This window comes from Pseudomonas sp. Lb2C2, assembly GCF_052112205.1.
GTDB classification, from domain to species: Bacteria; Pseudomonadota; Gammaproteobacteria; order Pseudomonadales; family Pseudomonadaceae; genus Aquipseudomonas; species Aquipseudomonas kilonensis.
In genome coordinates, this window is the sequence record NZ_JAUTYW010000004.1 from 322174 (window position 1) to 340363 (window position 18190).

The 18190-nt window shown below is 52.0% G+C and carries 13 protein-coding genes and 1 pseudogene; 12 read left to right on the top strand and 2 right to left on the bottom strand.

Annotated features, from left to right (window positions below; genetic code table 11):
- The first annotated feature begins 71 nt into the window (after positions 1 to 71).
- The 10 genes from Q7F16_RS13500 to Q7F16_RS13545 all read left to right on the top strand — a co-directional run bounded on the left by Q7F16_RS13500 (position 72) and on the right by Q7F16_RS13545 (position 11351).
- Entirely contained in the window at positions 72 to 1235 is a 1164-nt protein-coding gene (locus Q7F16_RS13500; protein ID WP_046062120.1) for a Gfo/Idh/MocA family protein, read from the top strand.
- An 84-nt stretch (positions 1236 to 1319) separates the two neighbouring features.
- Positions 1320 to 2297, top strand: coding sequence for a Gfo/Idh/MocA family protein (locus Q7F16_RS13505; protein WP_409556268.1), 978 nt, complete (start codon positions 1320 to 1322; stop codon positions 2295 to 2297).
- Positions 2298 to 2390: 93 nt separating this feature from the next.
- A complete protein-coding gene (locus Q7F16_RS13510; protein WP_409556269.1) occupies positions 2391 to 3470 on the top strand; it encodes a Gfo/Idh/MocA family protein in 1080 nt (359 codons plus the stop codon).
- A 53-nt stretch (positions 3471 to 3523) separates the two neighbouring features.
- Entirely contained in the window at positions 3524 to 4645 is a 1122-nt protein-coding gene (locus Q7F16_RS13515; RefSeq protein WP_409556270.1) for a Re/Si-specific NAD(P)(+) transhydrogenase subunit alpha, read from the top strand.
- 15 nt (positions 4646 to 4660) lie between these two features.
- On the top strand, positions 4661 to 4984 hold the full coding sequence (locus tag Q7F16_RS13520; RefSeq protein ID WP_003187010.1) for an NAD(P) transhydrogenase subunit alpha: 324 nt from the start codon (positions 4661 to 4663) through the stop codon (positions 4982 to 4984).
- On the top strand, positions 4984 to 6420 hold the full coding sequence (locus Q7F16_RS13525; protein WP_409556271.1) for an NAD(P)(+) transhydrogenase (Re/Si-specific) subunit beta: 1437 nt from the start codon (positions 4984 to 4986) through the stop codon (positions 6418 to 6420). Before Q7F16_RS13520 ends, Q7F16_RS13525 begins: the two co-directional genes overlap by 1 nt.
- A gap of 182 nt (positions 6421 to 6602) precedes the next feature.
- Entirely contained in the window at positions 6603 to 7439 is an 837-nt protein-coding gene (locus tag Q7F16_RS13530; RefSeq protein ID WP_152667473.1) for an SDR family NAD(P)-dependent oxidoreductase, read from the top strand.
- A 51-nt stretch (positions 7440 to 7490) separates the two neighbouring features.
- Positions 7491 to 8378 carry an alpha/beta fold hydrolase gene (locus Q7F16_RS13535; RefSeq protein WP_046061901.1) on the top strand — a complete coding sequence of 296 codons (888 nt, stop codon included), beginning with the start codon at positions 7491 to 7493 and terminating at the stop codon, positions 8376 to 8378.
- A 92-nt stretch (positions 8379 to 8470) separates the two neighbouring features.
- The gene (locus Q7F16_RS13540) at positions 8471 to 10066 is read left to right on the top strand and encodes a purine-cytosine permease family protein (RefSeq protein ID WP_409556272.1); all 1596 of its coding nucleotides are present in this window, start codon (positions 8471 to 8473) and stop codon (positions 10064 to 10066) included.
- A 109-nt stretch (positions 10067 to 10175) separates the two neighbouring features.
- The gene (locus tag Q7F16_RS13545) at positions 10176 to 11351 is read left to right on the top strand and encodes an MFS transporter (RefSeq protein WP_409556273.1); all 1176 of its coding nucleotides are present in this window, start codon (positions 10176 to 10178) and stop codon (positions 11349 to 11351) included.
- An 85-nt stretch (positions 11352 to 11436) separates the two neighbouring features.
- On the opposite strand, the gene Q7F16_RS13550 is transcribed toward Q7F16_RS13545, so the two are convergent.
- Positions 11437 to 12207, bottom strand: a complete 771-nt coding sequence (locus Q7F16_RS13550) for an NUDIX hydrolase (RefSeq protein ID WP_409556274.1) — start codon at positions 12205 to 12207, stop codon at positions 11437 to 11439.
- 719 nt (positions 12208 to 12926) lie between these two features.
- Between Q7F16_RS13550 and Q7F16_RS13555 the strand changes: the two are divergent.
- Positions 12927 to 13413 (top strand): annotated as a pseudogene (locus Q7F16_RS13555) (glucose-6-phosphate isomerase); the annotation flags it as partial.
- 89 nt (positions 13414 to 13502) lie between these two features.
- Here the strand turns inward: Q7F16_RS13555 and Q7F16_RS13560 are convergent.
- Positions 13503 to 16022 carry a helix-turn-helix transcriptional regulator gene (locus Q7F16_RS13560; RefSeq protein WP_413201703.1) on the bottom strand — a complete coding sequence of 840 codons (2520 nt, stop codon included), beginning with the start codon at positions 16020 to 16022 and terminating at the stop codon, positions 13503 to 13505.
- Between the two features lie 362 nt (positions 16023 to 16384).
- Here Q7F16_RS13560 and Q7F16_RS13565 point away from each other — a divergent pair, with 362 nt between their 5' ends.
- Positions 16385 to 18181 (top strand): DUF1302 domain-containing protein, encoded by a 1797-nt coding sequence (locus tag Q7F16_RS13565; RefSeq protein ID WP_409556276.1) that lies wholly within the window; start codon positions 16385 to 16387, stop codon positions 18179 to 18181.
- Positions 18182 to 18190 lie beyond the last annotated feature (9 nt).

Below are 18190 nucleotides of genomic sequence, written 5' to 3' on the forward strand. Positions count from 1 at the left end.
TTGAAGTTCAGTGAAAACTCTAAATACCCGACTTTGTTAACAGCCAATCCAGGCTGGAGGGAGTGTTGATCGTGAAGAAATACAATGTAGCACTTATCGGCACCGGATTTATGGGTAAGGCGCATTCCATTGCGACTGCTGTAGTTCCGATTTTATTTGGCGCACCTGTAGAGATCGAGCGCAAAATCATCGTAGATATCGATGAGGAACTGGCCCGTGATGCTGCGAAACAATATGGTTTTGCAGAATACACCACCGACTGGCGCGATGTGGTCAATCGTCCTGATATCGATATTGTCGATATTTGTACGCCTAATGATACTCACGCTGAAATCGCTATTGCAGCCGCACTGGCCGGTAAGCACGTCATGTGCGAAAAACCGATGGCCATGACCGTCGCTGATGCCGAAAAAATGCAAGCAGCTGCGCAGAAGACCGGCGTCGTGACCATGGTGTCCTATAACTATCGCCATACTCCTGCCATCCAAATGGCCAAGAAGCTGATTGATGAAGGCCGGATCGGTAAGATCCTCAGCTTCCGCGGGTATTACCTTCAGGATTGGGGCGCCGATCCATCAACTCCGCTGTCGTGGCGTTTTAACAAAGCCAAGGCGGGTTCAGGCACGTTGGGCGATATCGGTACTCATGTGATCGATGCTGCGCGTTTGTTGGTCGGTGAATTCGCTTCTGTAAACTCTATCGTGAAAACCTTTATCGCTGAGCGTCCTCTGCCTGCTGGGCGCTTCTTCGGCCCAGCTGGTCAGGCGTCTTCCGAAAAGGGTCAGGTGGATGTCGATGACGCAGCACTGACCATGATTCACTTCACTAATGGCGTCTACGGCACCATCGAGGTGACCCGAAATGCTTGGGGCCATCACAACCAGCTTGGCTTCGAGATCCATGGTACCAAGGGTTCAATTGCATTCGATTACCAGCGTTTGAATGAACTGCGCGTGGCTTTCGCTGATGATCCGGCTGACACCTTCGGCTTCCGTACTATCTATTCGGGTCCGCATCAGCCGTTTGGCGACAAGCTGTGGCCGGTGGCCGGCATGGGCCAGGGCTACATCGATGTGAAATCCATCGAGTGGTACAACTTTCTCAAAGCCATTGCGGAAAAAGCGCCTGCATCGCCTAACTTCGACGATGGTTTGCAGATTGAACGCATCGCTGAAGCGATCTTGAACTCGGGCGTAAGTGGCAACTGGGAAGAGATCGAACAACCGACTGCATAAAACCGCATTCGAGATGGGTGCGAGCGTTCACACCCATCTCGTGACATCCAACGACGCACGTAGCAAGTTCTTAGGAGATGGACGATGAGCATTGCAGTTGGGTTGGTGGGTGCGGGAGTGATGGGAAGCGAGCACGCGAGGATCCTGCGAGAGGATACTCCAGGGGCGAAGCTCGCGGGCGTCTGTGATGCGGACCCTCAAAAAGCCGATGCTGCAGCTTGCGGTTCGCTGACCTATTCAGATCCCTTGGAAATGATTCGGTCAAATAATATTGATGCGGTATTAATTGCCTCGCCTGATTCGACTCATGCAGAACTGGTTATGGCCTGCCTAGAGGTGGGCAAGCCAGTGTTGTGCGAGAAACCGTTGGCGATGACTGCGCAGCAGGCGTTGGCTATCGTTGAGTTGGAGATGTCCAAAAGCCGGCGCTTAGTGCAAGTTGGCTATATGCGCAGGTTCGATCCCGCCTATCAGATGCTCAAGCATAGCTTCGACAGTGGGGAAATTGGTGAGCCGCTGATCGTCCATAATATTCATCGCAACCCGGTAGCCCCTGAGTGGATGACCGGTTCAATGTCTATTTCCAACGCATTTGTGCACGAGATCGATATTACTCGCTGGCTGCTCAACACCGAACTTTCGACCATAAGAATCACCACGACAAGAAAAGGCGATCCGCTTGTTATTGAAGCGTGTACCAACGGTGGTGTCATCATTACCACTGAAGTCAACATGAACTGCCAGTATGGCTATCACGTTCATGCGGAAATCGTTGGCGAACAGGGTGTTGTTTCTTTGTCGTCCATGCCTTCGAAAGTTATTCATAAGGCGGGGCAGAGAGCATTGTCTTATCCGTCCTATTGGGTGCCAAGGTTCCTTGAGGCCTACAAGGAGCAGACGAAGGCGTGGATTAAGACAATTCAGACGGGCAAACCCAATGCGGGCGCAAATGCTTGGGATGGTTATATTACGACAGCCGTAGCCGAACAGATTATCGCTGATAGTAACGTATCACCATTAATTCATCTTTCTCTACCGACGTGCCCTTCATTCTATTCGTGAAAGTGGTTTTGGACGGAATATTGTTATTTCATGCCACCTGCCATTTCTCTCGCAGTTTAGCGGCAGAGCTTCGTTAGGAATCGTGAGGTAAAGATGATTAGATATGCAGTAGTAGGGCTGGGTTGGATTTCTCAAAAAGCATTCCTGCCGGCGTCAACGCTAACCGGTAATTCCGTTGTCACGGCACTTGTTACTGGCGACACCGAGAAAGCGAGAAAAATCGCGGAACAATATGGTATCGACACAGTAGTACCGTATGAGAATTATGACGCACTGCTCTGCAGCGATCTTATCGACGCTGTCTACATTGCCGTACCTAATCCCATGCACGCCTCGTTTGCGATCAGTGCGTTGAGGCATGGCAAACATGTCATGGTGGAAAAACCGATCGCCACATCACTGGCGGATGCCGAGGCCATGATCAGGTCTGCGCAGCAGACCGGCGCTCTATTGATGACCAGTTACCGTTTGCATCACGACATCGGCACTGTTGAAGCACTTAAGTCGATTCGTTCAGGTGCTATTGGCGACCCTCGTTTTTTTTCCGCGACCTTCAGTTTTCAATCCGATCCAGATAATCATCGCTTACGCGCGGCGTATTGGGGTGGGCCGCTTCAGGACATTGGTATCTATTGCATCAATGCGGCTCGCCACGTATTTGCTGCCGAGCCAATCGAAGTACTGGCTGTTATCTCCAGAGATGAGAATGACCAGCGTTTCAGAGAAATATACGATTCGATTGCGGTGACGCTACGCTTCCCAGGCAATCGTCTGGGGCAGTTCTATTGCAGTTTTGCTGCGCATCCGCTCGATGTCTATCGAGTTGTAGGCACCCAGGGAACGATAAGCATGGAGCCAGGGTTCCGCTTCGAAGAGCCGATGGCTATGGAGATTGAGAGCTCTGCAGATTCGAAGCGAATCGAATTTGCGCACTACGACCATTTTGCAGGCCAGATCGCCTATTTCTCCCAGTGCATCGTCAGCGGTTCTAGACCGATAGACGATGGAGAAGAGGGGATGGCCGATCTCCGTGTCTTGATTGCCATAGAGCGATCGGTTTCAACAGGTCTGCCTGTGTCTCTGGAGCCACAGGTTTACCGAAATGGCCCTAGCCACGCTTCGGTACGAATGATTGAACCTGCGTCCCTACCTCCGAAAGTGGACGTTCGCTGAAGCACTAGCCACGTTGGGCTTCCCAATTCTTATAACAACAAGGAGTAACTTTCTTGCACATTGGTGTTCCCCTCGAAACCCAGACCGGTGAAACGCGGGTGGCTGCTACCCCGGAAACCATCAAGAAATTGATCGGCCAAGGCCATAAAGTCACCGTCCAAAGCGGCGCCGGTATCAAGGCCAGCGTTATCGACAGTGCCTATGAGGCGGCGGGCGCAACCATTGGCAGTGCCAGTGATGCATTCGGGGCCGAGCTGATTCTCAAGGTGATTGCCCCCAGCGACAGCGAACTGACGCTGATCAAGAGCGGCACCGTTCTGGTGGGCATGCTCAATCCGTTCAACAACGAAACCATCGCCAAGCTGGCCGAACGCGGCATTACCGCTTTCGCCCTCGAGGCCGCGCCACGTACCTCCCGCGCCCAAAGCCTGGATGTGCTGTCGTCTCAAGCGAACATTGCCGGCTATAAAGCCGTGCTGCTGGCCGCCCACCACTACCCGCGCTTCATGCCGATGCTGATGACCGCCGCAGGCACCGTGAAAGCGGCGCGCGTGCTGATTCTTGGCGCGGGCGTGGCGGGTTTGCAGGCGATTGCCACAGCCAAGCGCCTGGGTGCAGTGATCGAGGCTTCGGATGTTCGTCCTGCGGTGAAGGAACAGATCGAATCCCTCGGCGCCAAATTCGTCGACGTGCCTTACGAGACTGACGAAGAGCGTGAATGCGCTGTCGGTGTCGGTGGCTACGCCCGGCCCATGCCGGCCAGTTGGATGCAACGTCAGACCCAGGCCGTGCACGAGCGCGCCAAGCAGGCTGACATTGTCATCACCACCGCGTTGATTCCAGGCCGCAAGGCACCGACGCTGCTAAGTGCTGAAACCGTCGCGCAGATGAAACCCGGCTCTGTGGTCATCGACCTCGCAGCGGCCCAGGGTGGCAACTGCCCGTTGACCGTGGCTGATCAAGTGGTTGTCGAGAACGGCGTCACCATCGTCGGCCCGACCAACCTGGCAGGCGAAGTCGCGGCCGATGCTTCGGCGCTGTACGCCCGTAACCTGCTGGACTTCCTGAAGCTGGTCTTCACCAAGGAAGGTCAGTTCGACGTGAACCTGGAAGACGACATCGTCGCCGCGTGCTTGATGTGCCGCGACGGCCAAGTCATCCGCAAAAACGCCTAAGCAGGGATTCAGACAATGGAAGAGCTTATCTCCCCCGGTATCTACAACCTGATCATCTTCGTGCTGGCGATTTATGTCGGTTACCACGTGGTCTGGAACGTAACACCCGCACTGCACACGCCGTTGATGGCGGTGACCAACGCCATTTCGGCCATCGTGATCGTCGGCGCCATGCTCGCCGCCGCGCTGACCGTAACGCCTCTGGGCAAGACCATGGGCACCCTCGCCGTGGCCCTGGCCGCGGTGAACGTGTTCGGTGGCTTCCTGGTAACGCGCCGCATGCTTGAGATGTTCAAGAAAAAAGCCCCGAAAGCCGTAAAAGAAGAGGCGCCCAAGTAATGAGCATGAACCTGGTAACGACGCTCTACCTGATCGCGTCGATCTGCTTCATCCAGGCCCTCAAAGGCCTGTCGCATCCGACCACCTCCCGTCGCGGCAACCTGTTCGGCATGCTCGGCATGGCGCTGGCGGTGTTCACCACTGTGGGCCTCATTTATAAGCTGGGCGCAGAGCTCGCCACTGCGGGCATCGGCTACGTCATCGTCGGCCTGCTAGTTGGCGGCACCGCCGGCTCGATCATGGCCAAGCGTGTCGAGATGACCAAGATGCCGGAGCTGGTCGCCTTCATGCATAGCATGATCGGCCTGGCTGCCGTCTTCATTGCCATCGCTGCTGTTGTCGAGCCGCAATCCCTGGGCATCGTCAAACAACTCGGCGATTCGATTCCGGCCGGTAACCGCCTGGAGCTGTTCCTCGGCGCCGCCATTGGTGCAATTACCTTCTCCGGCTCGGTGATCGCCTTCGGCAAACTCTCGGGCAAGTACAAGTTCCGCCTGTTCCAGGGCGCACCGGTACAGTTTGGCGGCCAGCACAAGCTCAACCTGATCCTGGGCCTCGCCACACTGGGCCTGGGCCTGACCTTCATGTTCACTGGCAATCTCGGCGCATTCGCCTTGATGCTGGCCGTGGCCTTTGTATTGGGCGTGCTGATCATCATCCCGATCGGCGGTGCGGACATGCCGGTAGTGGTCTCGATGCTCAACAGTTATTCCGGTTGGGCCGCAGCGGGCATCGGCTTCTCGCTGAACAACTCGATGCTGATCATTGCCGGTTCGCTGGTGGGTTCGAGTGGTGCGATCCTCTCGTACATCATGTGCAAGGCGATGAACCGTTCGTTCTTCAACGTGCTACTTGGCGGCTTCGGCAACACGGCAGATGCAGCTGGCCCGGCAGGCTCGAAAGAAGCCCGTCCGGTGAAATCCGGCTCGGCTGACGATGCGACTTTCCTGCTGACCAACGCCGACACAGTGATCATCGTGCCGGGCTATGGCTTGGCGGTGGCACGAGCGCAGCACGCGCTGAAAGAGCTGACCGAGAAGCTGACCCACCACGGCGTGACCGTCAAATACGCGATCCACCCGGTGGCCGGTCGCATGCCCGGGCACATGAACGTCCTGCTGGCCGAGGCCGAAGTGCCTTACGACCAAGTGTTCGAGATGGAAGACATCAACTCCGAGTTCGGCCAGGCCGACGTGGTACTCGTCCTGGGCGCCAACGACGTGGTCAACCCGGCCGCGAAGAACGATCCTAATTCGCCGATTGCCGGCATGCCGATCCTCGAGGCCTTCAAGGCCAAGACCATCATCGTCAACAAGCGCTCGATGGCCAGCGGCTATGCGGGCCTGGACAACGAGCTGTTCTACCTCGACAAGACCATGATGGTGTTCGGTGACGCCAAGAAGGTCATTGAAGATATGGTTAAGGCTGTCGAGTGAGCGGAATAACTCGGCAACGCTGGGGTTATCCCAAATGATGCTTGATAAGCTATGGCTATCGCTGGCAATCGGAAATCGGGATTTGACCCTATCATGACGGAAGAGGAATATCGAGTTCGAAGGATGGACTCTATTAACTTAGCTGTTTTTTAGTACTGATCTAATTTGCTGACCATTTACACATGTTTTGGCATTTGATCCATGTTCGTGGTTTCGGCGACATCAATAATGGCGGGGTAGAAAACGTGAATAATTATAACGGTCGTGTGGTAATAGTTACTGGTGGTGGCTCTGGCATGGGCCGCGCCATGGTGCATGAATTTACCGCTCGCGGTGCCAATGTGGCAGTCCTGGATATCAATCCAAAGCGCGCCGAAGAAACCATTTCCGAACTGGCCAAACCTGACCTTGCCTTTGCTCATGCGGTGGACGTGAGCGATCCTAAAAGCGTCCAAACAGCTGTGGACGCCATTATCCAGCGTTGGGGCCACATTGATTTACTGTGCAACAATGCAGGCATTTTGGACGGCCACGCGACTGCGCATGAAGTTAGCCTGGAAGAATGGAATAAAGTAATTGCAGTCAACCTGACCGGGCCGTTTCTGATGGCCCGTGCTGTCATCCCGCAAATGCTTAAGCAAGGCAAAGGCGCGATCATCAACACTTCGTCGACGTCAGGATTCAGTGCTGCTGGCGGCGGAACTGCGTATACCGCCTCCAAACACGGCGTCATCGGTCTAACCCGCCAACTGACATTTGAATATGGTGCACGCGGTATTCGCGTTAACACGATCTGCCCTGGCGCAACAGCGACGCCTCTGGCCCTGGCCGATCCGGTAACCGCGGGCTCTCCGGATATGGAAGCGGCGATCAAAAAATTCCCGGCCCAACGTTGGTGCCAGCCAAGCGAGATCGCAAAGCTTGCCGCCTTTTTGGGTGGCGACGAAGCAGATTTCGTCCATGGCAGTGAATACGTGATGGATGGTGGATGGCTGGCTGCGGCGCGTGATCCCTTCTGATATGCATCTGTGACTCAACAACGTCAATCTTCCATGCAAAGGTAGCGGATAATGTTTAGTACGCGTGAGTGGCCGGACAGTGGTGTTGAAGGATTTCAGCGAGGGTTTGAAACAGTAGACGGCACCCGTATCCACTATGTAAGCGGTGGCGTCGATAACGGGGAAGTCATGGTGCTGGTATGCGGTTTTCCGCAGAGCTGGTATGCCTGGCGTAAGGTGCTGCCGCTGCTGGGCAAGCACTACCGTGTAATTGCACCGGACCTTCCCGGGCAGGGTGATTCGGATCGTCCGTCCAGTTGTGATACTGGCAACGTGTCGCGCTTGCTGAAAAAATTTTTGACTCAGGTTGGTGTAGAGAAGCACTCCTTGGTGGTTCACGATATTGGTGCCTGGGTTGGTTACCCTTACTGCGCTCAATTCGGTGACAGCGTCACAGGGCTGGCCATCCTTGACACCGGCATCCCTGGTATCAGCTTGCCCGATAATCTACCGTGGGCGTCTGATGTGGCTTGGCGGACTTGGCATGTAGCGTTCCACAACATTCCGGACTTGCCGGAAGAGTTGCTGGAAGGCCGTGAGCACATCTACCTGAGATGGTATCTGCAGCGGAAAGCGGCAAACCCTCAAATCTTCACCGAGGACGATTTTGCGGAGTATCTTCGTGCGTTCCGACTGAATGGATGGAAAGGCGGTCTAGCGTATTACCGGGCGATCACACAATCGGCTGAACAAAACCGTGAGTTCGCCAAATCCTTACTTAAGATGCCAGTGCTGGCTGTTCGCGCAGACCAAGGATCGATGCCTGATCTGGTCAGCGAGTTGAAGAAGGTGGCGGCCAATGTCTCGGGTACTATGGTGTTTAGCGGCCACTATATTCCCGAGGAGCAACCCAACGGCTTGGTTGATGAGCTCTTGAAGTTCTTTTCCAATATAAAGTGAGAGTGTAGGGATGATCTACAACGCCCGAGTGTTTTATAGGGCGTTGTTGTCTGGGCGTTCAGTTCGTAGACCATTAAATAACGAGAACTGTCATGTCAGAATTGCAGCCGCTAAACATTACTTATGCTGATGATCCTCGTATTCTGGCCGAGCAATCAGCAGAAGATTATTCGAGGCATGTGGTACCCCTGTCGGCTAGAACTAATCGCTGGAGCTTAGCGATGGCCTCTTGGTCCGTGCTCAGTGCGATGTTTTATTTATATATAAGTGTGGCGGTCGCTCAAGCCGTAGGTAGTAAGAGTGCGATTATTGGGGTCACACTCTCGGCACTTTTTTACGGTGGCATAAATTATGTCATCTCTCAGCGCTCAATTAAAAATGGCCTGACGGTCGCTTTGTTGTCGAGAGGTATTTTCGGGGGGGCGGGTGCGATCATTTCATCATTGCTATTTGCTGTAACGGCGACGTATTACGCAGTGTTTGAGGGGTCGATCATAGCCGTTGCGTTCCACCAGTATTTTTCGCCCGAGAGCGATATACGCTGGTGGTATTTTTTGGTAGTTCTCTATGCCCTGCCTTTAGTTATGGGCAGTGTTCAGGTCTGGCTGGATAAACTCAACGGTGCGTTGCTACCTCTCTACATTATTGGTTTGATACTGGTTATTGTCATGGCCGGTAATAAATATGGGTTTTCTACTGCATTTCTGTCCATTCCAGCGTCTACCGATCCGGTAATTCCCGGATGGATGTGGGCGTTCATAGTGTACATGGGTATTTGTATCAATATGATGGTTACAGCTGAATTCTCGCGGTTCGGGAAACCTTCTGATGCAAAATTTCATGGCCTAATTACTTTTGGCCCAGTGTTCTATCTAGCGTTATTCGTTGTGAATGGATTAGCCGGCGTTTTCATAATGAATACTGTTTTTCCTGAGTTGCAAGCCAGTGAGCGCGGTGTGGCGGAAGCCATATTGAATGCTGCCGGTTTTTTGGGCTTGATTTTCATTCTGATCAGTCAGACTAGGATTAACACGGCTAATTATTATGTGGCTTCGTTGAACTTCGCTGGCTTTGCCGCTCGCGGCCTACATCTCAACTGGCCACGTTGGGTGTGGGTGCTGTTTGTAGGTTGCTGCGTATATTTGCTTATGCTTACAAATGTGTTCAGCTATCTGCTCAAGGCGCTAGCATGGCAGGGCGTAGCGGTCACCTCTTGGGTCGCCATTCTCATGACCCATTACGTGCTCAACCGAGATGTGAAATATGGTCTCGAGTTCCGACCGGGCAGGGTCAAAGCCATCATGCCAGGTGCATGGGCAATGATCATTTCAACCGTAGTGGGTATTGCAATCGTTGAAGCGGGAACCAAGGGGAGCTGGTACGTGGAAACCGCGCCTATTCTGATCTCCGGTCTGGCTGCATTTAGTTATTGGTCGATTCTAAAATTTGTCGACGGTGGTTTGATATCGCGAACTGCGGACCCTCGTGACGACGTTGCAGATGTTTGGCGGACCCACATTGAATGTCATGTGTGCAATCGATCTTACAGTGCTATCGAGATGGATCGCGATCCTTCGGCGGAGCAACAAGCTATCTGTGCTGGTTGCGCTGAAGGTAACTACGTCTTCCTTCAATCGGCGCGACGAGAGGGGAACTGTATGCTGGCCTCTGCTGTGCAGGCGAAGTAAAGGTGGTGTAGTGGAGGAACACAGATTGTTACGCAGATCTTGACTGAACAATGCGTGCTTTGCACTCAGCATAAAAAACTATGCTGAGTGTTTTTTTGCATAAGATGAGGTGATTAGTTTGATTTTTTTTAGAAACAAGCGATTCCTCGTTGAGTTGGCCCTGATCATAGGAGTGTTCTCCTTCTGCACTGGCGAGTTTGCAATGATGGGCCTTATCTCAAGCCTGTCGGACGCTTTTCAAAAACCTGAGACGAGTGTCGCTCATTTAATCAGCGCATATGCAGTTGGTGTTGTAGTCGGTGCTCCTATCATGGTTTTTGTGGGAGTTTATCTCAAAAAGAGAAAGCTGGTTCTTTTTCTGTTGGGATTGTATACCTGTGCAAACGCCTTTAGTTTGTTGGCGCCTAACTATGAAACATTATTGCTATCCAGACTCCTGGCCGGTTTCCCCCATGCAGCCTATTTTGGTGTTGCTGCAATGATCGCGGCATCTATGGCTCCCTTCAATAAGCGAGGGAAGGCGGTCAGTAGAATCCTGTTGGGAGTTACGGCAGCGATACTGGTTGGTGCGCCGGGTGCAACCTACATTGGTCAGCAGTGCGGTTGGCGCTCAGTTTTTGCCGCTATTACTATTTTTAGCCTGATGAGTTTGATTCTTCTATATCGCAACGCACCTGAGGTCGAGGATGATCGTAGACTTGACGTTAGAGAGGAATTGGCGCCTTTCGCTCAACTTCAGATATGGCTGGCTCTAGCAATCGGCGCCGTTGGTTTTTGCGGAATGTTCGGCGTCTATAGCTATCTTGCTCCAATTGTTTTAAATGTGACTAAACTGGAAGCTCATTGGATCGCGCCCATGCTCATGTTGTTTGGTGTAGGTACGATGATTGGAAATTTTGCAGGAGGCTGGCTTTATGATCGCGTAAAATTTGCCGCTGTGAATTTCATTATGCTGTTCAGTTTTTTTGCCCTGTTCGCGTTTCCTATTTTGTCCAGAACATTGCCGGGAGTTTCATTTGCCACGGTGTTGCTTGGATGCATGGTTGCGTTGGCACCAGCTTTACAGATGCGACTGATGGATATCAGTAAGCGTGGTCAGTCACTTGTTGCCGCTTCCAATCATGCTGCGTTGAACCTTGCTAATGCGCTTGGCCCTTGGTTGGGTGGGCTTGCAATTAATGCCGGTTGGGGGTGGACATCGACAGGTTACGTGGGTGCCGGCATGGCTTTTGTAGGGTGTTTGATCTATTGGCTAGCTCAGCACTTGGAAAGAAAAGTGGTGTGAAAATGGACTTTAATGGAATATACACGCTTGGCTTTTTTGTATTGCACATAACTTTCCGGAGGTTGCGCGTAAAATACAAGAAGATTTAACGGTTTTGACCTTGATCTTCAAAGCTCGTCAATCTTTGGGATATGTATATTTCGTCCCTTTTGTGTGGCTCTATATTGCCTGTGAAATCCGTCGTGACTAGACCCGCGCAGTAAGCAACGGTGCCAATCAGCTGTCGATCTGTAAGGCTATTGCACGGTTCGGAAATGTATGAACTCAAGGGTGTCCATCTTGCGTCCTCAATTTCTTCGATATCCAAAATGTTAATTGCCTGTGTCAGTGGTTTCATCCTACATATAAAGTGCAGATTGGATTTGCCGAGCTGGTGAGTATGCATTGTAGTGAATCCCACGATGGACTTGAACAATGTTTTTATTCCCGTTTCCTCGAATATCTCACGCTGGATAGAGTGTTGGATTTTTTCTCCTGCTTCAATATACCCTCCGGGAAGTTTGAATCCTGTGGTGCCTCGCTCTTTCACCAAAAGGATCTCATTCAATTCATTCAAAACAATCGCGCTTGCACCAATTGTGTGTGTTGGAATAAACGGTACAAAGGTGACTTCTGACGGCTGACGGACCAATGTCAGTTCTTCACGAAGACAGCTGTGAAACGTGAAACCAGCACTGACGAATAATGGAACGCACTCGGAACGAGTAATAGGAAGAGAGACCCAAGAAAGAGATTTTCTATTAGTCTCAAGATAGGTCAAGAGAGTTTCAATGTCGTTTTTTAATTCCTCTGTAGTCTTTGGTAACGAAGCAGGGTCAATGATCACGCCGTTAAAGCGATCCAATTCAAATCTCATTGTTGATCTTCAATAGCATTGAGCTAGTCCTCGGAGGATATTCTCCAAGCTTTGCTGCATCGCCGCGCTTGGGATTGGCGAGTATATAAAAAACACTTTGAGCTTGCAAGATAAGCCACACGTGCTTATTCATCCTTTTGTTCCGCAGAACGCTAGTTTTGTTCCGGATTAATTTTCGCAGCATCAAGGCAAAAAAATAATATCGCCTCGATATGGCTTCAATAATTGATGCGGCAAATTTATCGCTCGACTCAGTACCGCTTGAAAAATCTATCAAACGGTTTTTCTCCAAATCTGGTGTCTTTTTTGCATCGGATTTTGTGGTCCTTTACTATGGCTAGAGGTATTTATGCACTCGCTAAATTCAATCGCTGGTATTAAAAGGTACCGTATCCAAGACGAGATCCCCATCGCAATAGATGACACGGGTAATGGCCCTGGCGAGATTGCTGGTGTTGGTCAGGATTCAGGGGGCAAAGTAGGTGAGGAAGTTGAGCTAACAAGCCGGTCTCGAATGATCGTCGCGGTGGCGTGCGCTACATTGGTGCGTATTACGTCTCGTATCTACAAATCGTTACCTAAACGGGGACACTAGAGCGTTACTAAATGACTCGCTACGCTTGTAGAAAGGTGACATTGCTGTTGACATTGGATCTTATTGCATAGGGCGGTTGTGCTTATTTTTTTGCTATTCGATAGGCTCTCCGCCATTTTCCTGGGATATGGAGTCCTATGGCAAGCAGGTGTGGCACGATGGTCAAGGCGTCTCAATCCAGACTGGACCTGTTATTTGGGGAGGCGTGGGGTGCAATGGCCAGCATGCCTACCATCAACTGCTGCACGAGGGATCCACTTGATCCCCGCTGACTTTATTGCGTCGGTGATGAGCCACAATCCCTTGGCTGATCACCAGTAATGGCTGTTCGCGAACTGTGTGGCGCAAAGTCAGGCGCTTATGCAAGGTATGAGTCGAGCCGAAGTTGAGGATGTCTTGCAAGGCATGGGCTTATCCAAAGAGGAACTAGTACGGATCACGCATCACAAAATTATTCCCGGTAACCGCCCGAGCAATATGATCATGATGCAAAAAGTCACGCCATCTACGTTAGTCGCTTCAATCGCTTTATGAACAAAAAGTGTTCGTCCAAAGGTTTATTTGGGAGTTAACTGTTTGATCAGTGGGGCGTCGAGCTCGGGAAGGCTCTATCATCGACCGCTCAAGTGATTAATATTGATATTCATGATGTTCTCCTATTCCGAGGCAGTAGTGCCTCAAATTCAACAGCCCGATAGTCTCAGAGGATACTCATTGATCTAGCTTTAGCCACAGCTTGAGCTCTTCGCCTTACTCCAAGTTTTCCGCAAATCCGCTGTATATGACTTTTCACCGTAAACACCGAGATGTACAGCCGCTGCCCAATTTCGGCATTCGATAGACACGCTTCAACCAAACGTAAGACCTCTATTTCTCGATCCGAAAGCACGACGTACTGTTTATCCCTCTCCACCGAGGAGCAGAGGTCTGGATAGGTTCGCTCAAGGTTTTCCATTGGCAATCGGTGCTGCATTGGCTTGGAGGCTTCAAGCCCTTTTAGAAGCCATAACCGCGCCTCCTCTTTATCGCCGGCTTTATAGATGATAAGTGCAAGTTTAAATGTCAAGTCAGCGGCGCTGGTTAGATAGCCTTGAGAGTACGCTTTAGTGATGACAGCCTGAAGTTTACTGATGGCCTTTGGGTAGTCGGACGCTCCAGCTTCAGCTGCCAGTCCTTCACATTCAAGCAGCAGCTCCATGGTGGAGAATGGCTGGGTACATTGTCCCGACGCATGACGTTGCTGGATGCGCTCAAGCAAAGGTATTGCGCGGCTGGGCTCGCCGCGACGGATCAGTATTTTGGCTTGGGCTAGTTCCAAACAAGCCAAGTAGCTTGCGGGTGCCATTTTCCTTTCGGTCAATAACTTGGCTGCTTTATCAACCAGGCTAGATGCCTTGCCGACCTCATCGTCCAGCAACGCTAGATCTGCTAACGCTAGAAGAGCTTGATAGGCGGCCGGTTCCAATGCGTTATTCATTATGCGAAAGCTGATCAAAAACTGTTCCTCTGCCAACGCCATTTTTCCAAGGCGCATCTGTATCTGGCCAAGCTTGAGATGAGTACGGCCAACCCACCCGCGCTCGGAAAAAATGGTATTGGAGATGAGCAGGAGATTGCGTTCGAGCATCGACTCTGCTTGAGTCAACTGTCCTCGCACCATCATTACGTCAGCTTGGTAGTTATCCACTATCACGACGGGCAGATCGCTATCTAGCAGCTTCAAGAACTGCCGTGCAGACGCTAAAAGGTTGTCAGCAACCTTTAGCTGACCAGCAAACAATGCATGGTTTATTAGAGTGGAGCGACAAAGTAACTGTACCGCCCAATCTTGGACTGGTAGGAGTTCAATGGCATCTCGGCAATGTAGCTGTGCATTCGAAAGATCTCCCGAAGCATGGGCTAGAAGCCCTAGCAGCGCTTGGGCCCGACTGAATGTTCGTCGTTGCTGCTCAGCGTCTGCAGCCGGTAGAAATTTGTTGAGGCTCTCTAGGCAAACCGCTGCTTTCTCTACTTGAAAGGTTGCGCCAAATGCAAAAGCACCGAGCAGCACCAGATCACTGCTGCTGTGGGTAAGGCTAGCGGGCAAGTCGTTGAACCATTCAAAAACTTGTGTGGACTGGAATCCGTATAGCAGGCGTCTATCGGCTAGCTGCTCGAGCAATTTAGTCGCTCGATGATGTATGCCAGCAGCCAGAGCATGGTCGATTGCGAAGCGGTATTGTTCTTGATCTTCCAGCCAGTTACAGGCTCGCAAGTGAATGCGCCGGGTGTCTTCTGCATTCAGCTCTCTCGCCAAAATGGAAGCCGCAGTAGGCATTAGCCGAAACCAGCCAGGATGCTCCGCGATCGGGTAGAGAAAAGCGCCTTGGCTTTCTAAGTCCCTAAACCACGCATGGCTGTTATCAAGTTCGAGGAGGTGCGAGCAAAGCGCGTCATTGAAAGCTGAAGCTACGGCCAGAATAGCCAACTGCCTCCGAAGTTTGTCGGGCAGTGTGTCGAGCAGCTCGATCTCTACGTAATCGCGTAGCAACGACTCAATCTGGTAATTATTGCTCAGATGGGGACGCTGGCTTTGCTGCGCGGCGAGCCAAATTGAGGCAGCAGCAAACCAACCTTGGGTGTCGCGGAAGGTACTTTCGAAAGCTTTAGTATCGTTTTCTTCGCCCAACAGAATGATTAGTTCCCCTTGGGTAATGGCGAGATCGAGACCGGTTATTTCAAGAAGCTCATCAGCAATTAGCAATTTCGCCAAGTTGATACCAATCCGCCGCCTGGTAGTGACCCACCATTGAACAGCATTGTTGGGTAAATTCAGCAGCCGCCCCAGCAAGGTGTCAAGCTCTGGTGTGGGTCGATGAGGGTAGTCATCGAGCATGATCCATACAGAACTTGAAACCTCCATCAAGGTTTTGGTCACGAGCGCTTCGCTGGCTTTTTCGGGCGCACTCTCGGCAAAGGCCGCAAGGATGCTCTGAAGGAAACCTTCGTTATTCTGCGCCGCCCCGTGCATGGAAATCCAGATAGTTCGCCCTGCCGTCCTGGTCCGTGCGCAGTCCGCCATCAAGGTGGTTTTGCCGCTACCGGCAGCGGCACAGAGCAAGCGCAGTCTGACATCCCGAGAGAGAACCTTGTTCATTAGTGATGTGCGGAGGATGTGGCTTCTTGGTTTTCGTGGAAGCTGGGGAAGGCTGGTGTCAGGGGGAGGGGATGCTGGAATCATGGGTTTACTCATCTCATAGCAGTGAAGCCTGTCTGATTTTTCGGCTTTTAGTATGGGGCCAGTCCTCCTAGTGCGTCACTAGCCACAAAGCACTAGCGAGATTCTGAAAAGAACTACGGTAACGCTTATATCTCCTAAGAAGTAGAAAAAAACTATATTTATCAGTCAGTTAATAGATTCGCATTAATTTGGTCCTTTGGGGTTAATGCGATCAAGCATACCTGAGACGTAGTGTTTACCCCGATCGTGAGTCCGATCATTGCTGTGGGCTCACGCTGATGAAACGCGTCTGCAATGACCATTCCTGCCGCCCGCATGCAGGCATGGGTTGCGCTCAATAATAAAAACAAGTGAGACATAGGATGCAAAACACACCCAAGTTAAGCCGAGCTGTTCGTGCGGCAGTCCACGGCTACTCCCGACCCAATTTGACTCTTGGCGCATTGGCTCTATGCCTGGCGCCGTGCGGATCAGTATTTGCTTTTCAATTTGAAAGCGAAACTGTGTCTGGCTCGCTCGACACTACGGTCTCCTACGGCACCACTTACCGAACACAGGCTGCCTCAAAGAAGCTGATTGCACGCTCCAATGGGGGCAGTGTCGATAATGGCCCCATCGTTTATGACGACGGTGATCTGAACTTCCGCAAGGGAGAATTGGTATCCGAGGTGGCCAAAGTCGTATCAGATCTGGATCTGCGCTTCCAGGAAAATTACGGTGTGTTTGTACGTGGTCGCGCGTTCTATGATTTCGAGCTAAAGGATGACTCCCGTCGTCAACGTGAACTCAGTGATGATGGCGAGGATCTTGCTGGCTCGAACGCTGAACTGCTTGATGCATTCGTTTATGGTTCTTGGGAGCTCGGGAATCATCAGTTCTCGGCTCGCTTGGGCCGACAAGTCATCAACTGGGGCGAGTCGATATTCGCTCAAGGCGGCATTTCAGCGACCAACCCCTATGATGTAGGCGCCCTCCGTGCACCTGGATCAGAAATCAAGGAAGCCTTTCTTCCGACCCTGATGGGTTCGTTCTCTTTTGAATTGACCGAGAACATGACCCTTGAGGGCTACTGGCAGCCGGGTTCATCTTGGGAAGCAGCGAAGCTGGACGCCTGCGGAACCTTCTTCTCGACCACTGATGTGATCGGAGACGATGATTGCGATTATCTGCCCGTCTCCGCCATCCAAGAGTCTGTTACGGGCCTGCTTGGTAGATCCACGGCATTCGACAGCCCGGACGAAGTGCGTGCCTATCTCAATGGTGTGCCTGCCGGCACGAGGGCTCTCGCTGAGTCCCTGCTGATGAGTACTTTTGTGCCTCGCTCGCATGATGTCGAGCCGGATGGTGATGCTCAATATGGCATTAGCCTGCGTTGGACGGCTCCAGAGTTGAACCAATCGGACTTCGGTCTTTATTACCTTCGCTATAGCACACAGACACCAGTAGTGAGCGCGAAAGCGGGATCCATCGTGGCAGTGCCTGGTGTTGGCCAAATTCCGTTTGCCAATCGCGCGACCTACTTTGCTGAGTACTTAGGCAAGCGTGATCTCTACGGCTTCAGCTTCAATACAACAGTCAACGGCGGCCCGCTGGATGGGTTGGCTGTCGCTGGTGAGCTTAGTTATCGCCCCGATTCGATTGTCAGCAAGTACACCTCTCGAGCTGTGATCTCTCCGGCTGTGGTTGGGGGCTTACTCGAAGGGACATACATCCCTGGCTATGTGAAAAGGGATCGGGCACAAGCAACTCTTTCCGGTATCTATCTGTTACCCAGCGGCGTGTTGAGTGCGGACTCTGGAAGCATTGTTGCCGAAGTAAGTGCTAACCGAATCTATGGAAGTCTGCCCCAACAGACGTTTGATAACCCAGACCTGCCCGGCGGCATGACCAACAGCTCATGGGGCGCTACAACCACTGGCTCTCTGACCTACAACGACATCTTCGGGCAATTCACCGTTTCTCCTGGCGTAAGCGTTTACAGCGCCATCAACGGGCGTAACGGCGCTAACAACAAAGGCGAACGCGCTTACACCGCAAAAGTGGATACCACTTATAAAGAAGTAATTGGTGCCGGCATCAGCTACACGGCATTCAACGGCGGCGGGCGCTACAACCGTGACCGCGATTTTCTGAGTTTCAATCTCAAGTACAGTTTCTGAGGTTTAGTG

Bases quoted from the DNA above. Each gene is read 5' to 3' on its own strand.
- Q7F16_RS13505 (WP_409556268.1), top strand. From the start codon at position 1,320: ATGAGCATTGCAGTTGGGTTGGTGGGTGCGGGAGTGATGGGAAGCGAG.
- Q7F16_RS13510 (WP_409556269.1), top strand. From the start codon at position 2,391: ATGATTAGATATGCAGTAGTAGGGCTGGGTTGGATTTCTCAAAAAGCA.
- Q7F16_RS13520 (WP_003187010.1), top strand. From the start codon at position 4,661: ATGGAAGAGCTTATCTCCCCCGGTATCTACAACCTGATCATCTTCGTG.
- Q7F16_RS13525 (WP_409556271.1), top strand. From the start codon at position 4,984: ATGAGCATGAACCTGGTAACGACGCTCTACCTGATCGCGTCGATCTGC.
- Q7F16_RS13530 (WP_152667473.1), top strand. From the start codon at position 6,603: ATGTTTTGGCATTTGATCCATGTTCGTGGTTTCGGCGACATCAATAAT.
- Q7F16_RS13535 (WP_046061901.1), top strand. From the start codon at position 7,491: ATGTTTAGTACGCGTGAGTGGCCGGACAGTGGTGTTGAAGGATTTCAG.
- Q7F16_RS13540 (WP_409556272.1), top strand. From the start codon at position 8,471: ATGTCAGAATTGCAGCCGCTAAACATTACTTATGCTGATGATCCTCGT.
- Q7F16_RS13550 (WP_409556274.1), bottom strand. From the start codon at position 12,207: ATGAGATTTGAATTGGATCGCTTTAACGGCGTGATCATTGACCCTGCT.
- Q7F16_RS13560 (WP_413201703.1), bottom strand. From the start codon at position 16,022: ATGATTCCAGCATCCCCTCCCCCTGACACCAGCCTTCCCCAGCTTCCA.
- Q7F16_RS13565 (WP_409556276.1), top strand. From the start codon at position 16,385: ATGCAAAACACACCCAAGTTAAGCCGAGCTGTTCGTGCGGCAGTCCAC.